Genomic DNA, 17,947 nt, shown 5'->3' with positions numbered 1-17,947 from the left:
AAGGCCGCACACGAGGTCGAAGATCTATTCGGTGCTGCCGATGAATCAGACCTGATCCTCGTGCTTGCCGGTGCTGGCCACGTAGATCGCAGCTCCCCCACCGGTGGGCCGAGCCGCCGAGCGCAGCCGCATCAGCGGCAGCCGTTCGCCAGTGTCGAACTCTCGACGTAGGCGAACTGCGCGCGGGAGCGGACATAGACCTGCGCCAACTGTGGCCTGTTCGCGCGGGCGTGCTCACCCAGCCGCTGGGCCAGGGAGGTCTTGATGGACTCGGGGATGGCGGGCATGGGCGCCATTGTGTCCCGGCGTGTCGTCTGCCCAGATTCGGGTGGACCGCGGCATTCTCGGCAGGCCCGATGATGATCGTCTATGAAATGAGCACCGGCCCGTGCCCACCTCTTATGCCCGGCAGATCACCTTGACCCGAGACGAACACCTGGCTCTGGAGAGCATGGCCTACTCCCGTACCGCCGCCTACCAGCAGGTGACGCGCGCGCGGATCGTGCTGGAGGCCGCGTGTGGCCTGGCCAACGCCGAGATCGCCCGCCGCCACCAGATCGCGGTGGATACGGTGCGACGCTGGCGGGGCCGCTATGCCGATCACGGGCCAGCCGGGCTCAAGGACCGCCGCCGCTCGGGGAGGCCACCGCGGTTCACCCGCTCCAGGTCGCCGAGGTCAAGGCGCTGGCCTGCCAGTTACCGGCCGAGAGCGGGCTGCCGCTGTCGCGCTGGAGCTGCCCAGGCCTGGCCGGCGAGGTCGTCGGTCGCGGCCTGGCCGCGGCGATCTCCGCCTCCACCGTCCGCCGGATCCTGGCCGCCGACGTGATCAAGCCCTGGCAGTACCGGTCGTGGATCTTCGTCCGCGACCCCGACTTCGCCGCCAAAGCCACCAGGGTGCTGGACCTGTGCGCACGCATCTGGGAGGGCCGGCCGCTCGCCGACGACGAGTACGTGATCTCCGCCGATGAGAAGACCTCGATCCAGGCCCGCTGCCGCTGCCACCCCACCCTCGCCCCGTGGACCGCCCGCATGATGCGCATCAACCACACCTACGAGCGCGGTGGTGCGCTGGCCTACCTGGCCGCCTACGATGTCCACCAGGCCCGCGTGTTCGGGCGCTGCGCTGCAAAGACCGGCATCGTGCCGTTCATGGATCTGGTCGAACAGGTGATGGCCCAAGAGCCCTACGCTTCAGCCAAGCGGGTGTTCTGGATCGTGGACAACGGCTCCTCCCACCGTGGCCAGGCTGCCATCGACCGGCTGGCCACACGCTTCCCCAACGCGGTCCTGATGCATACGCCCGTGCACGCCTCATGGATGAACCAGGTGGAGATCTTCTTCTCCATCGTGCAGCGCAAGGTCGTCACGCCCAACGACTTCACCGGCCTTGACCAGGTCGAAGACCGGATCATCGCCTTCGAGCGGCGTTACAACGCGACCGCCCGGCCGTTCAGATGGAAGTTCACCCCGGCCGATCTCGAGGACCTGCTGGCCCGGATCGAGCGGCACGAACAGAAGGAGCCGAACCTCCAGCAGCCCACCGGCTGCACTGATCAGCCTGCCGTGCTGGAGGCAGCCGCGTAACCCCCGAAGAATGTACGAACTCGACCACTGAGTAACCGCCTCTGACCCCGTGCTCAGGGAGAGAGTGTCCCCTTTGCGGCTGAGCCGGTCAGACGGCGTGCCTTCAGGGCAAGGTGCAGGTGGGAACGCACCAGCCCGTCGTGGAGGTCCGCGCCGAGAATCGCGGATATCCGATGGAGCCGGTAATACACGGTGCTCCGGTGCAGGTGCAGCGACGCCGCTGTGCGTTGGACGTCACAGCCGACATCGAGGTACGTCTCCAAGGTGTTCAGGAGGCCTCTGTCGCCTTCCAGCGGGGCGAGCACCGGGTCCGGCCCAGACGCCGCGACGGGGAACAGCATGCGGTACGGCCCGGCGGCCGACCAGGGCAGGGTACGCCGCAACGCCGGATCCAGTGCGGCCACCTGTGCGGCTGCTCTGGCCTGACCGTACGCCTCGCGTATCGCAGGCACCTCGAAGGGCACCGGATCGCCGATCCCGATGGCGAAGGGACGACGGGCGGCCTGTCGCAGTCCCTTGTCCAAGGCTGTGGCACCACTGCGGCCGTGCGAGAGCAGTGCGGCCACGTGCGTGGGGGTGACGAAGCAGACGAACGCCCGGGGTAGCGCCGCGCCGAGGCGCTCCAACTCGCGGGCGGACAGGGCGGGCACGCGTTCGCGGCTGCGGCTGATCGGCACGGCGGCACAGAGGAGAACCTCGGAGTGGAGCAGCAACGGATCGAGCACGGCCAGCCGGTCGCGGGCGGCTTCCGCGGTCTGGTCCGGATCGAGTAACCGGCGGAGCAGGACCTCGCGCTCGCCGCTCGGCCCGGCGAGGACCCGGGCCAGTTCGCTGGCGCCATCGGTGAGCGTGCCGAGTGCGACCCTGTCGAGCGCCTGGCCGTCTGCGAGGGCCCACAGATAGCCGAGGCGTCGCCCGCCGTGCCTGACCGGAACGCACCAGCGAGCTCCTATGCCGAGTTCGGCGTTCGGGGGCAGGCGGACGAGCCCGGTCGCCCTGGCGATGCCGTACTGGTTCTGCCATTCGCGGATCTCTGGCGCGACCCGGCGCGACAGGATCGAGGCGACGCGAGCCGGGTCCGCGTGTGCGTCCTGCTTGCTGTAGCCGATCAGCCGGCCGTCCGTCGAGTCCATCAACAGCCCGCGGCCGAGCCGCTGGGCGAGGTCTTCCAGCAGGTCCTGAAGATCCATGCCTGATTCTCTCCATCAGGGTGCGACAGATGTCGAGACCGATACGGGGACGATCTCGGCATCGATCCGATGCGTCGGCCGCCGGCCGCTACTTACCGTCGAACCAGACGTGCCCGAACCCGGAGATGAGACCGTGATGCGTGCCCGCTTTCCCCGTCCCTGGATGTCCGCCGCGAGCGAGCGCTTGACCCGCGAAGTAGCCGGCGCTGCGGTCGGACAAGCCCCCGGCGCCACATTGGAGGAGATCAGCCGCCTGGCCGCTTGGAACGGCCGCATCCACCGCACCGAGGCGGTCAATCTCAATCCGCGGCGAACGTCATGAACCCCCTGGCCGAGACATTGCTGTCGGCCGGACTGGGCACCCGTCCCTCACTCGGCCATCCGGCAGAGAAGTACGAGACGGGCTTGGAGGCCATCGAGCAGATCGAGATCATCGCCACTGAGCTGGCCGCGCAGGTCTTCGACGCCGACTTCGCCGAGGTCCGCGTCGGCTCCGGCGCCCAGGCCAACCTGTATGCCTTCATGGCGACCTGCCGCCCCGGAGACACGATCCTCTCCCCACCCTCGAGCGTCGGCGGCCACGTCACCCACCACGCCGCGGGCGCCGCCGGGCTGTACGGGCTCAGCACCGTCCCCGCGCCCCCTGCCACGGACGGTTACACCGTCGACCTGGCCGGGTTGCGCGAGCTGGCCGTCCGGCTGCGTCCGGCATTGATCACCATCGGTGGCAGCCTTAATCTCTTCCCACACCCGATCGCGGCCGTGCGGGAGATCGCCGACTCCGTCGGAGCACGCGTATTGTGCGATGCCGCCCACATGTGCGGCATGATCGCCGGCGGTGTCTGGCCGAACCCGCTGCGCGAGGGCGCGCACCTGGTCACAATGAGTACGTACAAGAGCCTCGGCGGGCCGCCCGGCGGACTGATCGTCACCGACGACGAGAAACTGGCGCAGCGCCTCGACGCCATCGCCTACCCCGGGCTGACCGCCAACTCCGATGCCGGCCGCATCGCCGCGCTCGCTGTCACGCTGCTCGACTGGAAGGCACAGGGACCCGCCTACGCACGCGCGATGGCGACGAACGCGGCCAGGCTCGCGTCCGAACTGCGGACGCTGGAGGTGCCGGTGTTCGCGGACGGGACGACCTTGTACCAGTTCGCCGTACCCGCGCACCGCTACGGCGGCGGGCAGCACGCCTCTCACCGGCTGCGTGCCTCGAACCTGCTCGCAAGCGGCATCGGTCTGCCCATGGAGCCGGTGGCCGGCGACATGAACGGCCTGCGGCTCGGCACCCCGGAGATCACCCGCATCGGCATGGACGAGGACGACATGTCCACCCTGGCCGTCTTCATCGCCCGCGCCCTCGCCCCCCACGGCGCGCCCGCCACGCTGGCGACCGAGGTCGCCGCATGGCGTGCGCCCTTCACCACAGTGCGCTTCACCGCCGCCCCGACCAGTAAGGACCCATGATGCAGCCGTTCTCCCGCTACAGCGACCGCTATCTGGACGTGCCTCGCCTCACCTGCGACATCGGCGTCCCACTCGCCGAGCAACCCAAGATCGGGCACAACCGCTGGCATCCCGAGATCCCACCGGCTGTGACGGTGGATCCGGGCGGCGAGGTGATCCTGGAGGCGGCCGCCTACGACGACTATCAGATCCACGACAACGGCGGCCTCGACGAGCTGCGCCGTGTCGATCTGTCGCGCATGCATCCGCTGACCGGACCGGTCTACGTCAACGGCGCACGTCCCGGAGACGTGCTGGTCGCGGAGGTGCTCGGCGTCGAGCCGCTGAGCGGCATCGCCTTCTCCAACATCCTGCCCGACACGCCGGGACTGCTCAGCGAAACCTTTCCTGAGGGCTACCGATCGACGTGGTACGCCCGCGGCGCCATCGCGGAGTCACCCGAAGTGCCCGGCGTGCGCATCCCCGCCCAGCCACATGCCGGAACCATGGGGGTCGCGCCGTCGTTCGAGCTGATGCGCCTATGGGACAAGCGCGAGCGCCCTCTGTACGCCGACGGCCGCGCCTTCGCCCCCGACCCCCAGAACGCGTTGCTACGCGGCCTCGGAGTCGAGGCCGCGCGAGTGGCGGCCCGCACCCAGCCGCCCCGGGAGAACGGCGGGAACATGGACATCAACACCCTCGGCCCGGGAGCCACGGTCTACTTCCCGGTTTTCGTGGACGGCGCGCTGCTGTCGCTCGGCGACCACCATCTCTCGGCGGCGGACGGCGAATGCAGCTTCAACGCGATGGAAATGGACGGCCGCAGCTGGCTGCGGCTCCATGTCATCAAGGACGGCATGGCCCGCCACCGGATCACCACGCCGATCGTCCGTCCAGCACCACTGGTCGCGCAACTCGGCGCCGCCCGCTATCTCGGCTTCACCGGCTTCTGCTTCCGCGGCAAGGAGCAGGGGTATCAGGACGCGAGCTTCGCGGCCCAGGAGGCGGTCCACCGGGCCGTGGACTACCTGATGGGGCTGGGCTACAGCGGCGAGCAGGCGTACGTGATCCTGAGTGTCGCGCCCGTCAAGATCCGTATCAGTTGTATCGTCACGATCCCGAATCCGACCGTGACGCTCTATCTGCCGATCGACATCTTCGACCGAGACATTATGCCGAGCTGACATCCATCGTCCGGAGCGGTATGCAGATCCGGCATCCCCCGGGCACAGACTCGTCCCGGCTCAGGCCGAGCCCGACGTCGATAACCGCAGCCGCGGGGCCGAAGCACCTCGAGGGCAAGGCCTGAATCGCCCCGGAAGGCCACGGTCCTGTCTGAATCCAAACCGTTGTCGTAAGGCTGCCGCAGGTACACAGGTTGAATGCGTAGAGTTCTAGCCTCGTGACGGATCGCTTCGGGTGAGGTACGACCGGAGCATGCGGTATGGGCAAAGGGGTGGATACACGCCCGCTGAGCAGGAGCGGCGCGAGCGTGTGCGGCTGCAGGCGGCCGAGTGGTTCGAGGCCGGGGAGCTGTCGGCCCGGCAGTGGCAGCGGCTGGATGCCGAGCTCAAGCGCGGGCCACTGGCCTGGGGCTATGTCGAGGATCAGTGCTGGACGCTGGGCCGGGTCACAACCCTGATCGGGCGGCTGTTCCACACCGGTTACACCGTCGAGGGGGTGGGCGAGCTGCTGCATCGCCACGGCCGGTCGGTGCAGGTGCCGGCCCGGCGCGCGATCGAGCGGGACGAGCAGGCCATCGCGCTGTGGAAGGCCGAGGTGTGGCCGGCGGCCAAGCCACCGCGGCGGACCTGGGTGCCTACCTGTGCTTCGAAGACGAAGCCGGGCAGGGACTGAGGCCGCCGAAGGGACGCACCTGGGCGCCGGTCGGTGCCCATCCGGTAGTGACGGTACGCGGCAGAGGTTCCGGCCGCATCAACATGGCCCGCGTCGTCTGCTACCGGGACGGCGAGCGGCCGCACCTGTTCTACAAGCTGCACGTCCGTGTCGGTGCTGGAGGAGTTCCCCCCGGGCCTTACGCGCGGGCCGGCGGCCTCATCGGCCTGGAGCACAGCGCCCTGGCAACCCTCGACGCCATCGCATCTTGGTGTGAGTAGTTGGCGTACAGGAAATCCCGGTGAGATTGATCTGGCTGAGGTCCGCCTGCTTCCAGGGGGCTTCAGGCTGGCGGGGTACGGCGCCCGCGCGCAGTTCCCGCAGGTCCGGGCTGTGGTTGTAGAGGGTGCCCGGGGAGATGCCCAGCAGTTTGGCGATCGAGGTGATCGAGCGGCCGGGGTCGGGCAGGAGGTCGCGAGCGGCGCGGATAACTTTTTCGGTGGGGACGCTGGGGCGTCCACCGACGCGGCCGCGGGCGCGGGCGGCGGCCAGTCCCTCGTTGGTGCCGATGACGATCAGCTCGCGGATGAACTCCGCGAGGGCGGCGAAGACGTGGAAGACGAGCCGGCCACCGGGGGTGGTGGTATCCAGGTTCTCGTGCAGCGAGGTGAAGCCGACGCCGCGGTCGCGTAGCTCGGCCACCATATTGATGAGGTCCTGGAGGCTGCGGCCGTAGCGGTCGAGCGAGGGGACGACGAGGGTGTCGCCGGGATCGAGGAAGGCGTGGCACGCTAGCCGTGGTTCGCTGCGCCGTAGCGCAACCCGTCATACAGGATCGTGGCGATGCGTAGCGCATCGTCCTTCCAGCCTTTGGCGCGCATCCCGCAGATGCCGCCGAGCGCGCGCAGGACGATGCGTCCGTTGATGCCGCTGCGGACGAGGTCGGCTGCAACGCCTGCGGCGAGGAGTTCGTCGAGGGCGCGGGCCATCTCGTCGCGCGCGTCGTCGAAGACCGGCGAATCGGTTGCCATGATGCTTTCCAGCGCCTCGCCCATCCCTCTGCCTACTGCCGCGTGCTCCACGAGCAGCAGCAGGAAGGTGCGCAGGGCTTCGTCCGGGGCGTGTTGCGCGAGCAGCCGGGCGGGGGTTGCGCAGAGCTCGGCGACTTCCTGGCGGTACACCTCCGCGACGAGCGCCTCGCGCGTTTCGAAGTGGCGGTACAGCGTGCCGACGGCCACACCGGCTCGGCGGGCGATCTCCTCCACATGGGCGTCGTCGTCGGCGAGGAACGCCTCACGCGCCGCGGCCAGGAGCGCTTCGCGGTTGCGGCGGGCATCGGCGCGCAGCGGACGTGATGACGGCAATGGTCCTCCATAAGGTGAGTCGGATTCCGTTTGTGTGTACAGTTTCCGGAGTCTGGTTCACCTTACTGAAGGAGTACGCCCATGACGATCGAGCACGAAGGGCTCGCCGGCCTGCGAGTGCTGGTGACCGGCGGTAGCCGAGGGCTCGGGGAGGCGACGGCTCGTCGCTTCGCCGTAGCCGGCGCCACCGTGCTGACGGCCGCGCGAACAGCGCCCCCGGAAGACTTGCCCGCCACCTTCATTCCCGCCGACCTGCGGTCCGAGGAGGGAGCAGCGGAACTCGGCCGACGAGTAGTGGACAGCGTCGGAGGCATCGACGTCCTGGTCAACAACGCCGGAGCCGCAACCGGACCGATGCCGACCCTGGAGCGGTCGGACGCGTCCTGGCTCGCCGACCTGGAGATGAACCTGCTCAGCGCGGTCCGGCTCGACCGGGCCCTGGTTCCCGGGATGGTCGAGCGTGGCTCCGGCGTCGTGGTGCACGTCTCCTCCATCGCCAGCCACCTCCCCCAGCCTGCCGAGGCGTCGTACGCGGCATCGAAGGCGGCGCTCAACGCCTACAGCCGCGAGTTGGCGACGGCGGTGGGCGAGCACGGCGTACGCGTGGTGTGCGTTCTGCCGGGCTTCGTCGTCACCGAGGGAGCGGTCGACCATCTTCAGCAGATGGCCGACAGCCAGGGCGTGGGCATCGACGATGTCAAGCAGCAGATCGTGGACCACCTGAAGGTGCCGATGGGGCGCCCCGGCGAACCCGAGGACGTCGCAGAGATGATCGCGTTCCTCGCTTCCGGCCGCGCCAAATGGCTCACCGGTACTCAGTTCCGGGTCGACGGCGGCATCATCCCCGTGGTTTGAGCCGCACCCCCATACGCGATTCGAGGAGAAACACCATGACCTTCAGCCTGACATCACTGATCGTGAACGCCGCGGACCTGGAGAGCGAGAGCTCGTTCTGGCACCGGCTGCTCGGCGGCTCGATCACGAGGACGGCAACGCACCACTTTCTGCAGATCGACGGCTTCCCCGTGATCGTGATCCAGCACGCTCCAGGGCATGTGCCGCCGCAGTGGCCCAACGGCGCCTCCCAGCAGATGCACTTCGACCTCGCTACGGACGACGTGGGCCCCGCGGACAAGCGGGTGCTCGACGCCGGTGGTCGACGGCTGCGGCCGACGGACGACGTCGTCGCCTCCGCCCAGCAGGGCTTCCGGGTGTACGCCAGCCCGGCCGGACATCCCTTCTGTCTCCGCTCGGCCTGACTCCGAAACCGAGCACGACCAACCGCGCCAGCGCTGTTTCGATGAACGGCACGACGGATCTGGTGCGCCGGCTGTCAGTCCTCGTCGTCCTCGACGGCCGCCGGGTCGCGGAAGGGGCGCAGGTCCTGTCCGGGGCCGCTGGCCCTGATGTTGAACAGGTAGCGGCCCAGGAAGTTGATGTGCCGGTCCTTGAGCGGAGAGAGACGGGCGACATCCTCATCCGTGATGTTGTGGTCCCCGGCGCGGAGTTGGGCGACAGCGGCGTCCAGGTAGCGGGTGTTCCACAGCACCACGGCCTTCAGAACCAAGCCGAGGGTGGCAAGCTGGTCCTCCTGCCCCTCGCGATACGCCTGGCGGATCTGGCCCCCGCCGCCGTGGCAGATCGCGCGGGCCAGGCGGTGGCGGGACTCCTGCACGGTCAGCTGCCGGTTCATCACCCGCCGGTAGGTGTCGTCGACAGGATCGACCAGGGCGAGCAGGTGCATGGTCTTGTCGATCCGGAGTCGGTCCTGAGCATGCACAGCAGACGGCCCAACTCGCGAGCGGCATCCGGGTCCCCGGCGGCAGTCGCGACCCGCAGTCTTGTGATCGTCTCCTCGGTGATCGCCATGGCCGCCATGCTAGTGCTAGCTGGATCGACATCATCCGACTGTACGTTCGAGGAACGCCGCCGTCGACATTCTTAACCCGCGCATCCGGACCGGATGGCTGCCAACCGGGTCCCGGCGGTCTCCTGACTCGAACCCCGACACCAAACCCTTTGTCAGCAGGCTCTGACATCAGCGGCGTCGCGGCAGCAGTATGCTGAGCGCCGCGATCGTCGCCCCGAGCCCGGCCGCGATGACGAAGACCCGGTCGTAGCCGGTGGCGGCGGTGGTCGGCGAGGACCCGGCGACCGTCGCGAGCACCGCCAGGCCGATCGACCCGCCCACTTGACCGGCGGTGTCGGCCAGGCCGCCGACGGTTCCCGCGTCGCCCTCGGGAAGTCGGCGGTCGCCGCGGCCATCAGGGTGGGGAAAGTCAGGCCGATGCCGACCGCGACGAGCAGCATCGGCCCGAGCACGCCGGCAGCGTAACCGCTGTCGGCGTGGGCCAGAGAGAACCACCCGAAACCCACCAGGAAGAAGGCGCCGGCCGCGGTGGAGTACGACGTGTTGCCCGGGGGCGGGCGGGAGGCCGGGGTCGTCGAGTGGATCGGCTACCGGGCGACGGCCGTGCTGCCGATCTTCCCGCCGATCGGCCCAGCGCCGGCCGCGCTGCCCTCGCCGTACGCGCCCGTCGGCGACGCGGCTCTGCCCGCCGTCACCGACGACACCTACACGTGGATCTGAGGATCAGGTGAGGATGCGCAGGTCGGTGACGGTGTACGACAGGGAGCCGCGGAAACCGATGCCGGTGCGGACGATCTTGAGGTCGGCCAGCTCCTCACCGGGCGCCGCCAGGAAGCTCAGCTGGCCGGAGCCGGTCCACGTGCCCGCCGTACGAGGGTCGTCCAGGATGGACATGGTGAGCTCGTGCACGGCCGGGTTGTCGTGCTGGCCCGCCGTCAGGCGCGGGAAGTGCCGCAGGTTGACGATCGGGCGGCCGAGCGCGGGCAGCGTGTTCGAGGTCTGCTGCAGGATGACCCGCGCCTCCGCCAGGCGGCGCCCGGCGGCGGAGAGGCTGGCGCCGAACTTCCCGCCCGGTCCCACGGCCGGCGTCGCCTTGCCGGGAACCTGGAACGCGCGGGTCTGGTGGACGGCGCCCATCTTCTTGGGGAAGCCCTGCACCCAGCCCCGCGCCAGCGACGAGTCGTTGTCGACGTAGATGTAGGGGCACCAGGCGACGGGAGTGTCCTGCCAGCGGGCGTCCATCAGGATCAGGAACTCGCTGTACAGGCTGCGCACCGGGTCGAGGTACTCCTCGTGCTCACCGGAGAACTGCCAGTCGATGAACAACGCGTACCCGTGTCCCGACGACGACGGATCCGGCGACAACCCGGTCGGCAGGGACGCCTCGGCCGCCTCGGCTGAGGTCCAGAACTCCACCCCGACGACGTCGCCCGCGTAGTTCCACGGGGGCGCGGCGGCCAGGTTCGCCACACCTCGAGGGCTGAGCGGAAGGGTGTAACCCCGCAGGCGTTCCTCCGTCACCTGCGCCGCCCCGTCGCCCGTCTCCGCGACCGCGGGCGAAGCCACCGCGGTCGCGGCGATGCCGGCGAGCCCGCCGGCGATCAGGCTCCGCCGGCCTATCTCGTTCTGCTCCACGAACGTTCCTTCACTGACTCGTCAATGACTGCGGTCCCCCGCAGGCGCGCAGGCCGGAGCTCGACGCGCGTCTGCGCAATCGGCTGCCTGCGCGCGGAGGTCATTGGAGCAGCAGGCGCATGCCCGCTTCCATGTCCTTTTACCGGTTCAGCCGAAGATCAGCCGGTACTCGACCTGTTCGATCGGGTGGCCGTCGCCGAAGTCGTGCGCGCGTACCGCGCCCGACTCCGTGAAGCCGTTCTTGGCGTAGAAACGGCGTGACTGAGGCGTGTCCCTCAGCGTCCACAGGTGGACACCGTCGAAGCCCGCCTCGCGCATCGCGCTCAAAGACGCTGTCATCAGGGCGCCCGCCACGCCGCTCCCCCACCCGTCCGGGTGACCGTAGAAACCGAAGAGCTCCGCCGAGCCCGGCCGCGCCGGCGAACGGCCGAAGAAGGAGAAGGCCAGCGGCCGCCCGTCGACCGCGGCCAGCATGACCGTGCCGTTTCCCTCGGGGCCCTTTCCCTCAAGGCCCTTTCCCTCAGGCCCCTTTCCCTCGGGGCCCCTTCGCTCGGGACCCTCGGCCAGGACGGCGTGCCATTTGCCGCGACGTTCCCGCACGGCCTCGGCGAAGAACTCCGGGGCGAAAAATCCTGCGTACGCGGATTTCCAGGACTCCGCGTGTATCTCACCCACGACGTCCCCGTCATCAGCGGACGCCGGGATTATGGTGATATTTCGGGTCACTCGGTCACCGTATCGCGGGCCTTCGGACGGCGATCATCCCCCGCTGGACCGCCGGCTCGCCCATCGTTCCTCCCGCGCCGCACGTCGTTTCTGGCCGATACCGCCCCTTTCCATGCGCGATGCCGTGCCATGATGTCGATAACCGTTTTCAATCCGGCAACCGGAGGCGGCGGTCGGCGTCGTCCGCCAGTCACGCGGCGGGAACATGGGCCTCACGGGGGCGGCCCATGATCCAGTCCGCGAAGGATCTTCCCGAATCCGGATTCACACGGTCACCTGTGCCGTATGCGAGCGGAGAGCACCATGCGAAGACGACTTTTGATCACGTTGATGGCCGTCCTGACGGCGCTGCTACCGGGGTGCGGCGGGCAGGAGGCGGGGCCGGAAACGGCGCAGCTGACCCTGGCGGCGCCGCGTGACCTCGTCGCGGGCCCGGAGGATCCGTACTACGTCCACCAGACCTTACGGGTGTGGGAGCCGCTGGTCACGGTGGACGACCGGCTGCGGCCGGTCCCGGCGCTGGCCGCGTCGTGGAGCGCCGCCGATGAGGGGCGGCGGTGGACGTTCACGCTGCGCGAGGGCGTGCGCTTCAGCGACGGCACCCCGCTGACGGCCGAATCGGTGGTCGCCAACGTCGAGCGGTTCCTGCGGATCGCGCCCCGCCAGTCGGCCTTCTTCAGCCTCGACGCCGGCGTGGAGGCGGCCTACGGCAAGGTCGAGGACGTCCGCGCCGAGGCGGGCGCGGTGGTGTTCACGCTGGAGGAGCCGGTGGCCGACCTGCCGGCCAGGCTGGCGGGGTTCTTCAGCATGGTGCAGTCGCCGAAGGCGTTCACCGCCTCGGGCGGCTTCGCCGGCCGGCCGGTGGGCACGGGGCCGTACACGCTGGCCGAGTGGGTGAAGGGGCAGCGGGCCGTGCTGACGGCCAACCCGCACTACCACGGCGCGGCGCCCGCGTACGAGAAGGTCGTGGTCAGGGTGATCCCGGACGCCAACGCCCGGGTGGCCGCGTTACGCGCCGGCGAGGTGGACGGGCTGATCGACAAGGGGGCGCTGCTGCCCGCGCAGGCGCCGGCGATCGCCGCCGACGACGCCTTCCGGGTGCTGCGCAGCCCGTCGGTGCTGACGCACTACCTGACCTTCAACGCCTCGCGGCGGCCGTTCTCCGACCCTCGCCTGCGCGAGGCGGCCGACCTGGCGATCGACCGCCAGGCGATCGCCGACACGCTGCTCGCCGGCACGGCCGCCCCGGGCGCGGCCTTCCTGTCGCCGGTCTTCGGCGACCTCGCCGCTCCCGGCGTCACCGCCGCGTACGATCCCGGCGGGGCACGCGCGCTGGTGGCCGAGGCGGGGGCGCCGTCCGCGCCGGTCACGATCCTGATCTCCTCCGCCGAGACCGGGCAGTTCCCGTACGCCGACATCGCCGAGGTGTTGCGCGCGGCGCTGGAGCAGGCGGGCATCCCGGCGAAGATGACCGTGGCCGAGGCCACCAAGGCCGTGATGGAGTCGGGCGACTACGACGTCTTCCTCAGCGCGTACAGCGTGCCGAACGGCGACGCCGACTACCTGTTCCGCCGGTTCCTGCACTCCGACGCGCCATGGAACGTCGAACGCCGGCTGGGCTACCGCAGCGCCGAGTTCGACCGGCTGGTCGACCGGGCCGCGACGGAGACGGACACCGCCGCCCGGCGTGACCTCTACCACCGGATCCAGGGGCTGCTCGCCGCCGACCGCCCGATGATCCCGCTGGCGTACCAGGACAATCCCATCGTGACGACCGCCGCGGTCGGCGGGGTGCGGCAGAGCGTGGCGTACGTGGTCGACCTGGGTGCGCTGGCGCCCTCGACGTGACGGCCGTGGTGGTGCGGCGCGGCGCCGAGCTGCTGTTCGCGCTGCTGGTGCTGTCGCTGCTGGTCTTCCTGCTCACCGCGCTGGCGCCGGGCGACCCGGCCGAGGAGATCCTGCGCCGCGGCGGCGTCCAGCCGACGCCGGAGAGCGTGGCGGCGCTGCGTGCCGAGCTGGGGCTCGACCGGCCGTTGTTCGACCGGTACCTGAGCTGGCTGGGCGACGTGCTCCGCGGTGACCTCGGGCGTTCCTACGCCGACCGGTCGCCGGTGGCGGGCGAGATCGCCGCGCGGCTGCCGGCGACGCTGCGGCTGGCAGGGGCGGCGGCGCTGGTCGCGGGCGGGCTCGCCGTGCTCGCCGCGCTCATGGCCGTCCTGCGGCCGGGCTCGCCGGTCAGCCGCGCCGTCGCTCTCGTGACGGTCGCGGTCTCCGGCGTGCCGCCGTACGTGGTGGGGATCGTGCTGATCAGCGTGGTGGCCGTCGGCCTGCGCGCCCTGCCCACGGGCGGCGGCGACGGTCCCGGCGCGGTGGTGCTGCCCGCCGTCACGCTGGGCCTGGCGGGCGCCGCGACGCTGCTGCGGCTGCTGCGCGCGGACCTCGCGCACGCCGTACGGCTGCCGTTCGTCAAGCTGGCCGCGGCCAAGGGGTTGCGGCGGCGGCGCACGATCGTCGTGCACGCGCTGCGGGTGGCCGCGCCGAACGCGATCACCGCGGCCGGGGTGATGCTCGCCGAGCTGCTGACCGGCGCGGTGGTGGTGGAGACGCTGTTCTCCTGGCCGGGCGTGGGGCAGCTGGCGGTGACGGCGATCAGGCAGCGGGATCTGCCCGTCGTGCAGGCGTACGTGCTGGTCACCGCGGTCGCGGCGGTGCTGCTGCTGGCGCTGGCCGAGCTCTGCCTGGCGGCCTGCGATCCGCGGGTGCGTCGCCGGTGAGGCGGCATACCGGGGTCGCGGCGGGTGCCTCGCCGGCGAGAGGGCGCGCCGGGGTCGCGATGCTCGCGGCGGTCGTGCTGTTCTGCCTGGTCACGCCGGTGGTGTCGGCGTACGATCCGCACCTGCCCGACCTGCGGCGGGCGCTGCTGCCGCCGGGGCCGGCCCACTGGCTGGGCACCGACCAGCTCGGCCGTGACCTGCTCACCAGGACCGCCGCGGCCGGACGTACATCGCTGCTGGTCGCCCTGGCCGTCACGACGATCACCACGGCCCTCGGCGCGGCGCTCGGGACGGCGGCGGGCCTGGCCGGGGGGACGGCCGAGCGGCTGCTGCGCTTCGCCGCCACCGTGGCGCTCGCCCTGCCCGGCCTCACCCTGGCGCTCGCGCTGGCGGGCGCGCTCACCCCGGGGTACGGCACCGTGCTGGCCGCGCTCGTGCCGCTCGGCTGGGTGAGCTGCGCTCTCGTCGCCGCCACGGCGACCCGGGGGGCGGCCTCGGCCGACCACGTGCTGGCGTCGCGGGCCATCGGCGCGTCGGCGGGCTACCTGCTGCGGCGCGTCATCGGCCCGCACATCGCGGGGACCGTCCTGACCGTCGCCACCGCCGACTTCGCCAGGGCGCTCATCGCCGTGACCTCACTGAGCTTCCTCGGCGTCGGGCTCCCTCCCCCGGAGACCGACTGGGGCGGCATGGTGAGCGAGGCCACGCCGCTGCTGGTGACCGCACCCCGCCTCGCGCTCGTGCCCGCCCTCGCGCTGGCCCTCACCGGTCTGGCCCTCGCGCTCGTCGTGGACGCCCGCCATGGCCGGCCCGGCCAGGAGGCTTGACCGGGATTCGGGCGTGAGACGGGCGCGCCCGTGATGTGATGACCAGCCATGAACACGGCGACGACGAAACGGAGGAGGCGGCGCGTGCTGATCGCGGCCGTGCTCGCCCTCGTCCTGGGCGCGACGGGCCTGTATCGGCTCATGAACGCGCGGTCCTTCCAGCTGGCCGGAGAGCTGACCCACCGCGTGCCGACCGCGGAGAAGGTCGTCGCCCTGACGTTCGACGACGGCCCCGGCGAGCAGACCGGCGAGATCATCGCCACGCTCGCCGAGCAGCGGGTGCGCGCCACGTTCTACGTCAACGGCGCACAGGTCGCGGCCCGGCCGCAGGACGCGAAGGCCCTGGTCGCCGCGGGTCACGAGCTCGGCAACCACACGTACTCGCACCGGCGGATGGTGTTCGTCACCTCGTCCACGGTGGCCGAGGAGGTCGAGCGGACGGACGCGGCCATCCGCTCGGCGGGTCAGCGCGGCGACATCACGTTCCGGCCGCCGACCGGCAAGAAGCTGCTGGCGCTGCCGCTGTATCTGGCCCGCACCCAGCGGCACACGGTCATGTGGGACGTGGAGGCCGACTCCGGCACGACCCCCACCGCCGCGGAGATCGTCGCGGCCGTGCGCGAGCAGACCCGGCCGGGCTCGATCATCCTGCTCCACCCCTGGTTCGGCGGGGGCGCGAACACCCGGGCCGCCCTGCCGGGCCTGGTGGCCGGCCTGCGCGAGCAGGGCTACCGGTTCGTGACCGTCTCGGAGCTGCTCGCCCTGCGCGACCGCTAGGGAGTGAGGGACTCCTCCCCCGCGAAGGGCCGTGCGCTTCTCGGCGCTTCGGGGGCGCAGAGTGCGCCCAGCACGAGGATGGCGGTGAGGACTCCGGTGACGACGACGGCGGTGCGGAAGCGCACGGGACCTCCTGGAAGGCGTTCCAACGACGCCCCATCTCACCCACCTCCGCCGGCCGCGGGCCGGCACATGTCACCAATGGAAGTCATATCGTTACCTACAGCGACATTGACCGCAGTGGGCGCGGGATCGTCAATCGCCGGGCGGTCAGATGAGCCGGCGTTCCGGCGCGACGGCGGCACGGGGGTCCACCCCGACCTTGGCGAAGACGTGCGGGCACTCGACTTCGCTCACCGTCGTACGGTCGGCGTTTGCGGCGCGCGCGTCCGTGCGGCATCACCCGATCGTGCCCGCGCCGCTCCCCGTGCGGAGAATGCCCGAACTGCCAGAAAAAAGGGACTTTGGTCCCTACCGGGCACGGGGCCGGTAGGGAAACGTGGGCGCGTGCTCCACCTCTGGAGCGCCAGGCGGAGCAGGCAGGCATGCGGCTCCAGCGTCGCCGTGCGCATCCGCCCCTGGCAGGTCGCCGCTTTTCACGTCTCTGCAGACAGGAACGTTGGGACCCCATGGAGAACGGCACGGTGCTGGCCGTCTTGTCGGCGGCCGAGCGTGGACAGGTGTTGCTCGCCCTCTTGGAAGCGCATCCCGATCTGGTCCCCGAGGCGGAGGAGATCGGCCGGCGGATGCTCGGCAGCGGCGACTGGACGGCGGTGGCGCAGGACGTCTCCGCCGCCCTGCGCGGCCTGCGCCTGAGCGACCTCGCCGAACGCGCGGGGCCGCAGTGGGGCGGCGGGTACGTCGACCTGCGCGTCGCGGCCTGGGAACTGCTCGACGAGGTGATGCGCCCCTACCGGGAGGATCTGGCCCGCCGGGTGCGGGCGGGAGCGTCCCAGGCGGCTCTGGAGATCGGCTTGGGGCTGCTCGCCGGCCTGTACGCATGCCGCGAGGACCGGGCCTGCGAGCCGGCGCTGGTCCAGGCGGGCATGCCCGACGTCATCGACTTCCAGGCCGACCGCCTGCGCAGGACGCTGAAGGAGCACCGGCTGGAGGTCCCCGGCGACTGGCTGGGCGAGCACTGCGCGAAGTGGTCCTGAGCCGGCCTCACGCGTCCCGTACGACGCCGCCCAGGACGGAGCTCACGTATCCGCGGACGGCCGCGGCCTCCGGCGGCGTGCCGTCCCGGCCGGAGAACAGCAGGTGCCCCGTCCCGACCAGGGTGAGGGCCAGCGTGTCGACGTCGGCGCCGGGCGCGAGGCGGCCCCGATCGCGCTCGGCGGCGAGGTAGGAGGCGAACGCGGCGGCGGCCTCCGTGAGCACGGGGATCCCCGTCGGCCAGGTCTGGCGCAGCCGGGCGCGCAGGCCGTCGCGGAAGGTGAGCAGGCCGACGATGGACAGCTCGACCGGCCCGAACAGATCGGTCAGGGCGTCGGCGAGGTGGCCGGCGACGGAGCCGGTGCCGGCCGAGTCGCGCAGCGCGGCCTCCAGGTGGGCGATCCGGGCGGCCCGGTCGCGTACGAGCTCGGCCAGGAACGAGTCGAAATCGGCGAAGTGCTTGTGCAGCACGCCCTTCGCGACCCCCGCCTCGGTGGTGACCGCGCGGCTGGTCAGCGCGCTCGGCCCGTCGCGGAGCAGGACGCGCTCGGCTGCGGCGAACAACTGCTCGCGTACGTCACGGAGGGCCACCCCTGTCGGCACCGTGCATCGCTCCTTCGTTGACGAGTGGGCGCACGCCCACTTAAAGTGGGCGCATGCCCACTATACCTTCGGGGACCGACCCCCATCAGCAGCGGCAGATGGCCGAGTCGTTCGGCGTGGACGCCGAGCGCTACGACCGGGCCCGCCCCTCCTACCC

Annotated in this window: 21 protein-coding genes and 3 pseudogenes; 14 read left to right on the top strand and 10 right to left on the bottom strand. The window is 70.9% G+C overall.

Translation table 11 applies throughout. The annotated features are described in order from the left end of the window. Positions 1-131: 131 nt before the first annotated feature. A complete protein-coding gene (locus tag E1286_RS47705) occupies positions 132-287 on the bottom strand; it encodes a hypothetical protein (RefSeq protein WP_165969660.1) in 156 nt (51 codons plus the stop codon). Between the two features lie 164 nt (positions 288-451). Here E1286_RS47705 and E1286_RS51955 point away from each other — a divergent pair. Next, positions 452-592: pseudogene (locus E1286_RS51955) on the top strand (helix-turn-helix domain-containing protein); the annotation flags it as partial. After that, positions 580-1,584, top strand: a complete 1,005-nt coding sequence (locus tag E1286_RS09415; RefSeq protein WP_425464745.1) for an IS630 family transposase — start codon at positions 580-582, stop codon at positions 1,582-1,584. The pseudogene E1286_RS51955 and the gene E1286_RS09415, both read left to right, overlap by 13 nt. Before the next feature lie 53 nt (positions 1,585-1,637). On the opposite strand, the gene E1286_RS09410 is transcribed toward E1286_RS09415, so the two are convergent. Then, positions 1,638-2,774: a PucR family transcriptional regulator gene (locus E1286_RS09410; RefSeq protein ID WP_132610766.1), complete on the bottom strand. Its 1,137-nt coding sequence runs from the start codon at positions 2,772-2,774 to the stop codon at positions 1,638-1,640. Between E1286_RS09410 and E1286_RS49115 the strand changes: the two genes are divergently transcribed. The 4 genes from E1286_RS49115 to E1286_RS09395 all read left to right on the top strand — a co-directional run bounded on the left by E1286_RS49115 (position 2,773) and on the right by E1286_RS09395 (position 6,080). After that, positions 2,773-3,096, top strand: coding sequence for a hypothetical protein (locus E1286_RS49115; RefSeq protein WP_223189751.1), 324 nt, complete (start codon positions 2,773-2,775; stop codon positions 3,094-3,096). The two genes, E1286_RS09410 and E1286_RS49115, sit on opposite strands and share 2 nt — an antisense overlap. Beyond that, positions 3,093-4,244, top strand: a complete 1,152-nt coding sequence (locus tag E1286_RS09405) for a serine hydroxymethyltransferase (protein WP_223189749.1) — start codon at positions 3,093-3,095, stop codon at positions 4,242-4,244. Before E1286_RS49115 ends, E1286_RS09405 begins: the two co-directional genes overlap by 4 nt. Further along, on the top strand, positions 4,241-5,407 hold the full coding sequence (locus E1286_RS09400) for an acetamidase/formamidase family protein (RefSeq protein WP_132610764.1): 1,167 nt from the start codon (positions 4,241-4,243) through the stop codon (positions 5,405-5,407). Before E1286_RS09405 ends, E1286_RS09400 begins: the two co-directional genes overlap by 4 nt. Before the next feature lie 253 nt (positions 5,408-5,660). After that, positions 5,661-6,080 (top strand): helix-turn-helix domain-containing protein, encoded by a 420-nt coding sequence (locus E1286_RS09395; RefSeq protein ID WP_132610762.1) that lies wholly within the window; start codon positions 5,661-5,663, stop codon positions 6,078-6,080. A gap of 198 nt (positions 6,081-6,278) precedes the next feature. Here E1286_RS09395 and E1286_RS09385 read toward each other — a convergent pair. Both E1286_RS09385 and E1286_RS09380 read right to left on the bottom strand, forming a co-directional pair. Continuing rightward, positions 6,279-6,830, bottom strand: a pseudogene (locus E1286_RS09385) (recombinase family protein); the annotation flags it as partial. A 20-nt stretch (positions 6,831-6,850) separates the two neighbouring features. Beyond that, complete coding sequence (locus tag E1286_RS09380) at positions 6,851-7,423, bottom strand: TetR/AcrR family transcriptional regulator (RefSeq protein ID WP_132610760.1); 573 nt, start codon at positions 7,421-7,423, stop codon at positions 6,851-6,853. A gap of 81 nt (positions 7,424-7,504) precedes the next feature. On the opposite strand from E1286_RS09380, the gene E1286_RS09375 reads away from it, so the two are divergent. Together E1286_RS09375 and E1286_RS09370 are read left to right on the top strand one after the other, a co-directional pair. Next, positions 7,505-8,278 (top strand): SDR family oxidoreductase, encoded by a 774-nt coding sequence (locus tag E1286_RS09375; RefSeq protein ID WP_132610758.1) that lies wholly within the window; start codon positions 7,505-7,507, stop codon positions 8,276-8,278. 35 nt (positions 8,279-8,313) lie between these two features. Continuing rightward, positions 8,314-8,682 carry a VOC family protein gene (locus tag E1286_RS09370; protein WP_132610756.1) on the top strand — a complete coding sequence of 123 codons (369 nt, stop codon included), beginning with the start codon at positions 8,314-8,316 and terminating at the stop codon, positions 8,680-8,682. A 74-nt stretch (positions 8,683-8,756) separates the two neighbouring features. On the opposite strand, the pseudogene E1286_RS09365 reads toward E1286_RS09370, so the two are convergent. Both E1286_RS09365 and E1286_RS48805 read right to left on the bottom strand, forming a co-directional pair. Beyond that, positions 8,757-9,182, bottom strand: a pseudogene (locus tag E1286_RS09365) (Tn3 family transposase); the annotation flags it as partial. Between the two features lie 279 nt (positions 9,183-9,461). Beyond that, positions 9,462-9,614, bottom strand: a complete 153-nt coding sequence (locus E1286_RS48805) for a hypothetical protein (protein WP_187368143.1) — start codon at positions 9,612-9,614, stop codon at positions 9,462-9,464. A 207-nt stretch (positions 9,615-9,821) separates the two neighbouring features. On the opposite strand from E1286_RS48805, the gene E1286_RS09355 reads away from it, so the two are divergent. After that, positions 9,822-10,013 (top strand): hypothetical protein, encoded by a 192-nt coding sequence (locus E1286_RS09355; RefSeq protein ID WP_132610754.1) that lies wholly within the window; start codon positions 9,822-9,824, stop codon positions 10,011-10,013. Between the two features lie 3 nt (positions 10,014-10,016). Here E1286_RS09355 and E1286_RS09350 read toward each other — a convergent pair whose 3' ends face one another. Both E1286_RS09350 and E1286_RS09345 read right to left on the bottom strand, forming a co-directional pair. Continuing rightward, positions 10,017-10,928, bottom strand: coding sequence for an acetoacetate decarboxylase family protein (locus tag E1286_RS09350; RefSeq protein ID WP_223189745.1), 912 nt, complete (start codon positions 10,926-10,928; stop codon positions 10,017-10,019). A 147-nt stretch (positions 10,929-11,075) separates the two neighbouring features. Continuing rightward, complete coding sequence (locus E1286_RS09345; protein WP_246074627.1) at positions 11,076-11,603, bottom strand: GNAT family N-acetyltransferase; 528 nt, start codon at positions 11,601-11,603, stop codon at positions 11,076-11,078. A gap of 354 nt (positions 11,604-11,957) precedes the next feature. On the opposite strand from E1286_RS09345, the gene E1286_RS09340 reads away from it, so the two are divergent. The 4 genes from E1286_RS09340 to E1286_RS09325 all read left to right on the top strand — a co-directional run bounded on the left by E1286_RS09340 (position 11,958) and on the right by E1286_RS09325 (position 16,032). Continuing rightward, on the top strand, positions 11,958-13,502 hold the full coding sequence (locus tag E1286_RS09340; RefSeq protein ID WP_132610752.1) for an ABC transporter substrate-binding protein: 1,545 nt from the start codon (positions 11,958-11,960) through the stop codon (positions 13,500-13,502). Then, complete coding sequence (locus E1286_RS09335; protein ID WP_132610750.1) at positions 13,499-14,428, top strand: ABC transporter permease; 930 nt, start codon at positions 13,499-13,501, stop codon at positions 14,426-14,428. Before E1286_RS09340 ends, E1286_RS09335 begins: the two co-directional genes overlap by 4 nt. Then, complete coding sequence (locus E1286_RS09330) at positions 14,425-15,255, top strand: ABC transporter permease (protein WP_132610748.1); 831 nt, start codon at positions 14,425-14,427, stop codon at positions 15,253-15,255. The genes E1286_RS09335 and E1286_RS09330 overlap by 4 nt, the downstream gene beginning before the upstream one ends. Before the next feature lie 84 nt (positions 15,256-15,339). Continuing rightward, on the top strand, positions 15,340-16,032 hold the full coding sequence (locus tag E1286_RS09325) for a polysaccharide deacetylase family protein (protein WP_246074626.1): 693 nt from the start codon (positions 15,340-15,342) through the stop codon (positions 16,030-16,032). Here the strand turns inward: E1286_RS09325 and E1286_RS51190 are convergent. Continuing rightward, complete coding sequence (locus E1286_RS51190; RefSeq protein ID WP_281282644.1) at positions 16,029-16,157, bottom strand: hypothetical protein; 129 nt, start codon at positions 16,155-16,157, stop codon at positions 16,029-16,031. The two genes, E1286_RS09325 and E1286_RS51190, sit on opposite strands and share 4 nt — an antisense overlap. A gap of 504 nt (positions 16,158-16,661) precedes the next feature. Between E1286_RS51190 and E1286_RS09320 the strand changes: the two genes are divergently transcribed. Next, a complete protein-coding gene (locus tag E1286_RS09320) occupies positions 16,662-17,189 on the top strand; it encodes a hypothetical protein (RefSeq protein WP_132610744.1) in 528 nt (175 codons plus the stop codon). A 7-nt stretch (positions 17,190-17,196) separates the two neighbouring features. Here E1286_RS09320 and E1286_RS09315 read toward each other — a convergent pair whose 3' ends face one another. After that, the gene (locus tag E1286_RS09315) at positions 17,197-17,790 is read right to left on the bottom strand and encodes a TetR/AcrR family transcriptional regulator (RefSeq protein ID WP_132610742.1); all 594 of its coding nucleotides are present in this window, start codon (positions 17,788-17,790) and stop codon (positions 17,197-17,199) included. Between the last annotated feature and the right edge of the window lie 157 nt (positions 17,791-17,947).

It is taken from the genome of Nonomuraea terrae (genome assembly GCF_004348995.1).
GTDB lineage: Bacteria > Actinomycetota > Actinomycetes > Streptosporangiales > Streptosporangiaceae > Nonomuraea > Nonomuraea terrae.
Note: the sequence above shows the minus strand (reverse complement) of the source record. Positions and strands in the feature narration are given on the sequence as shown.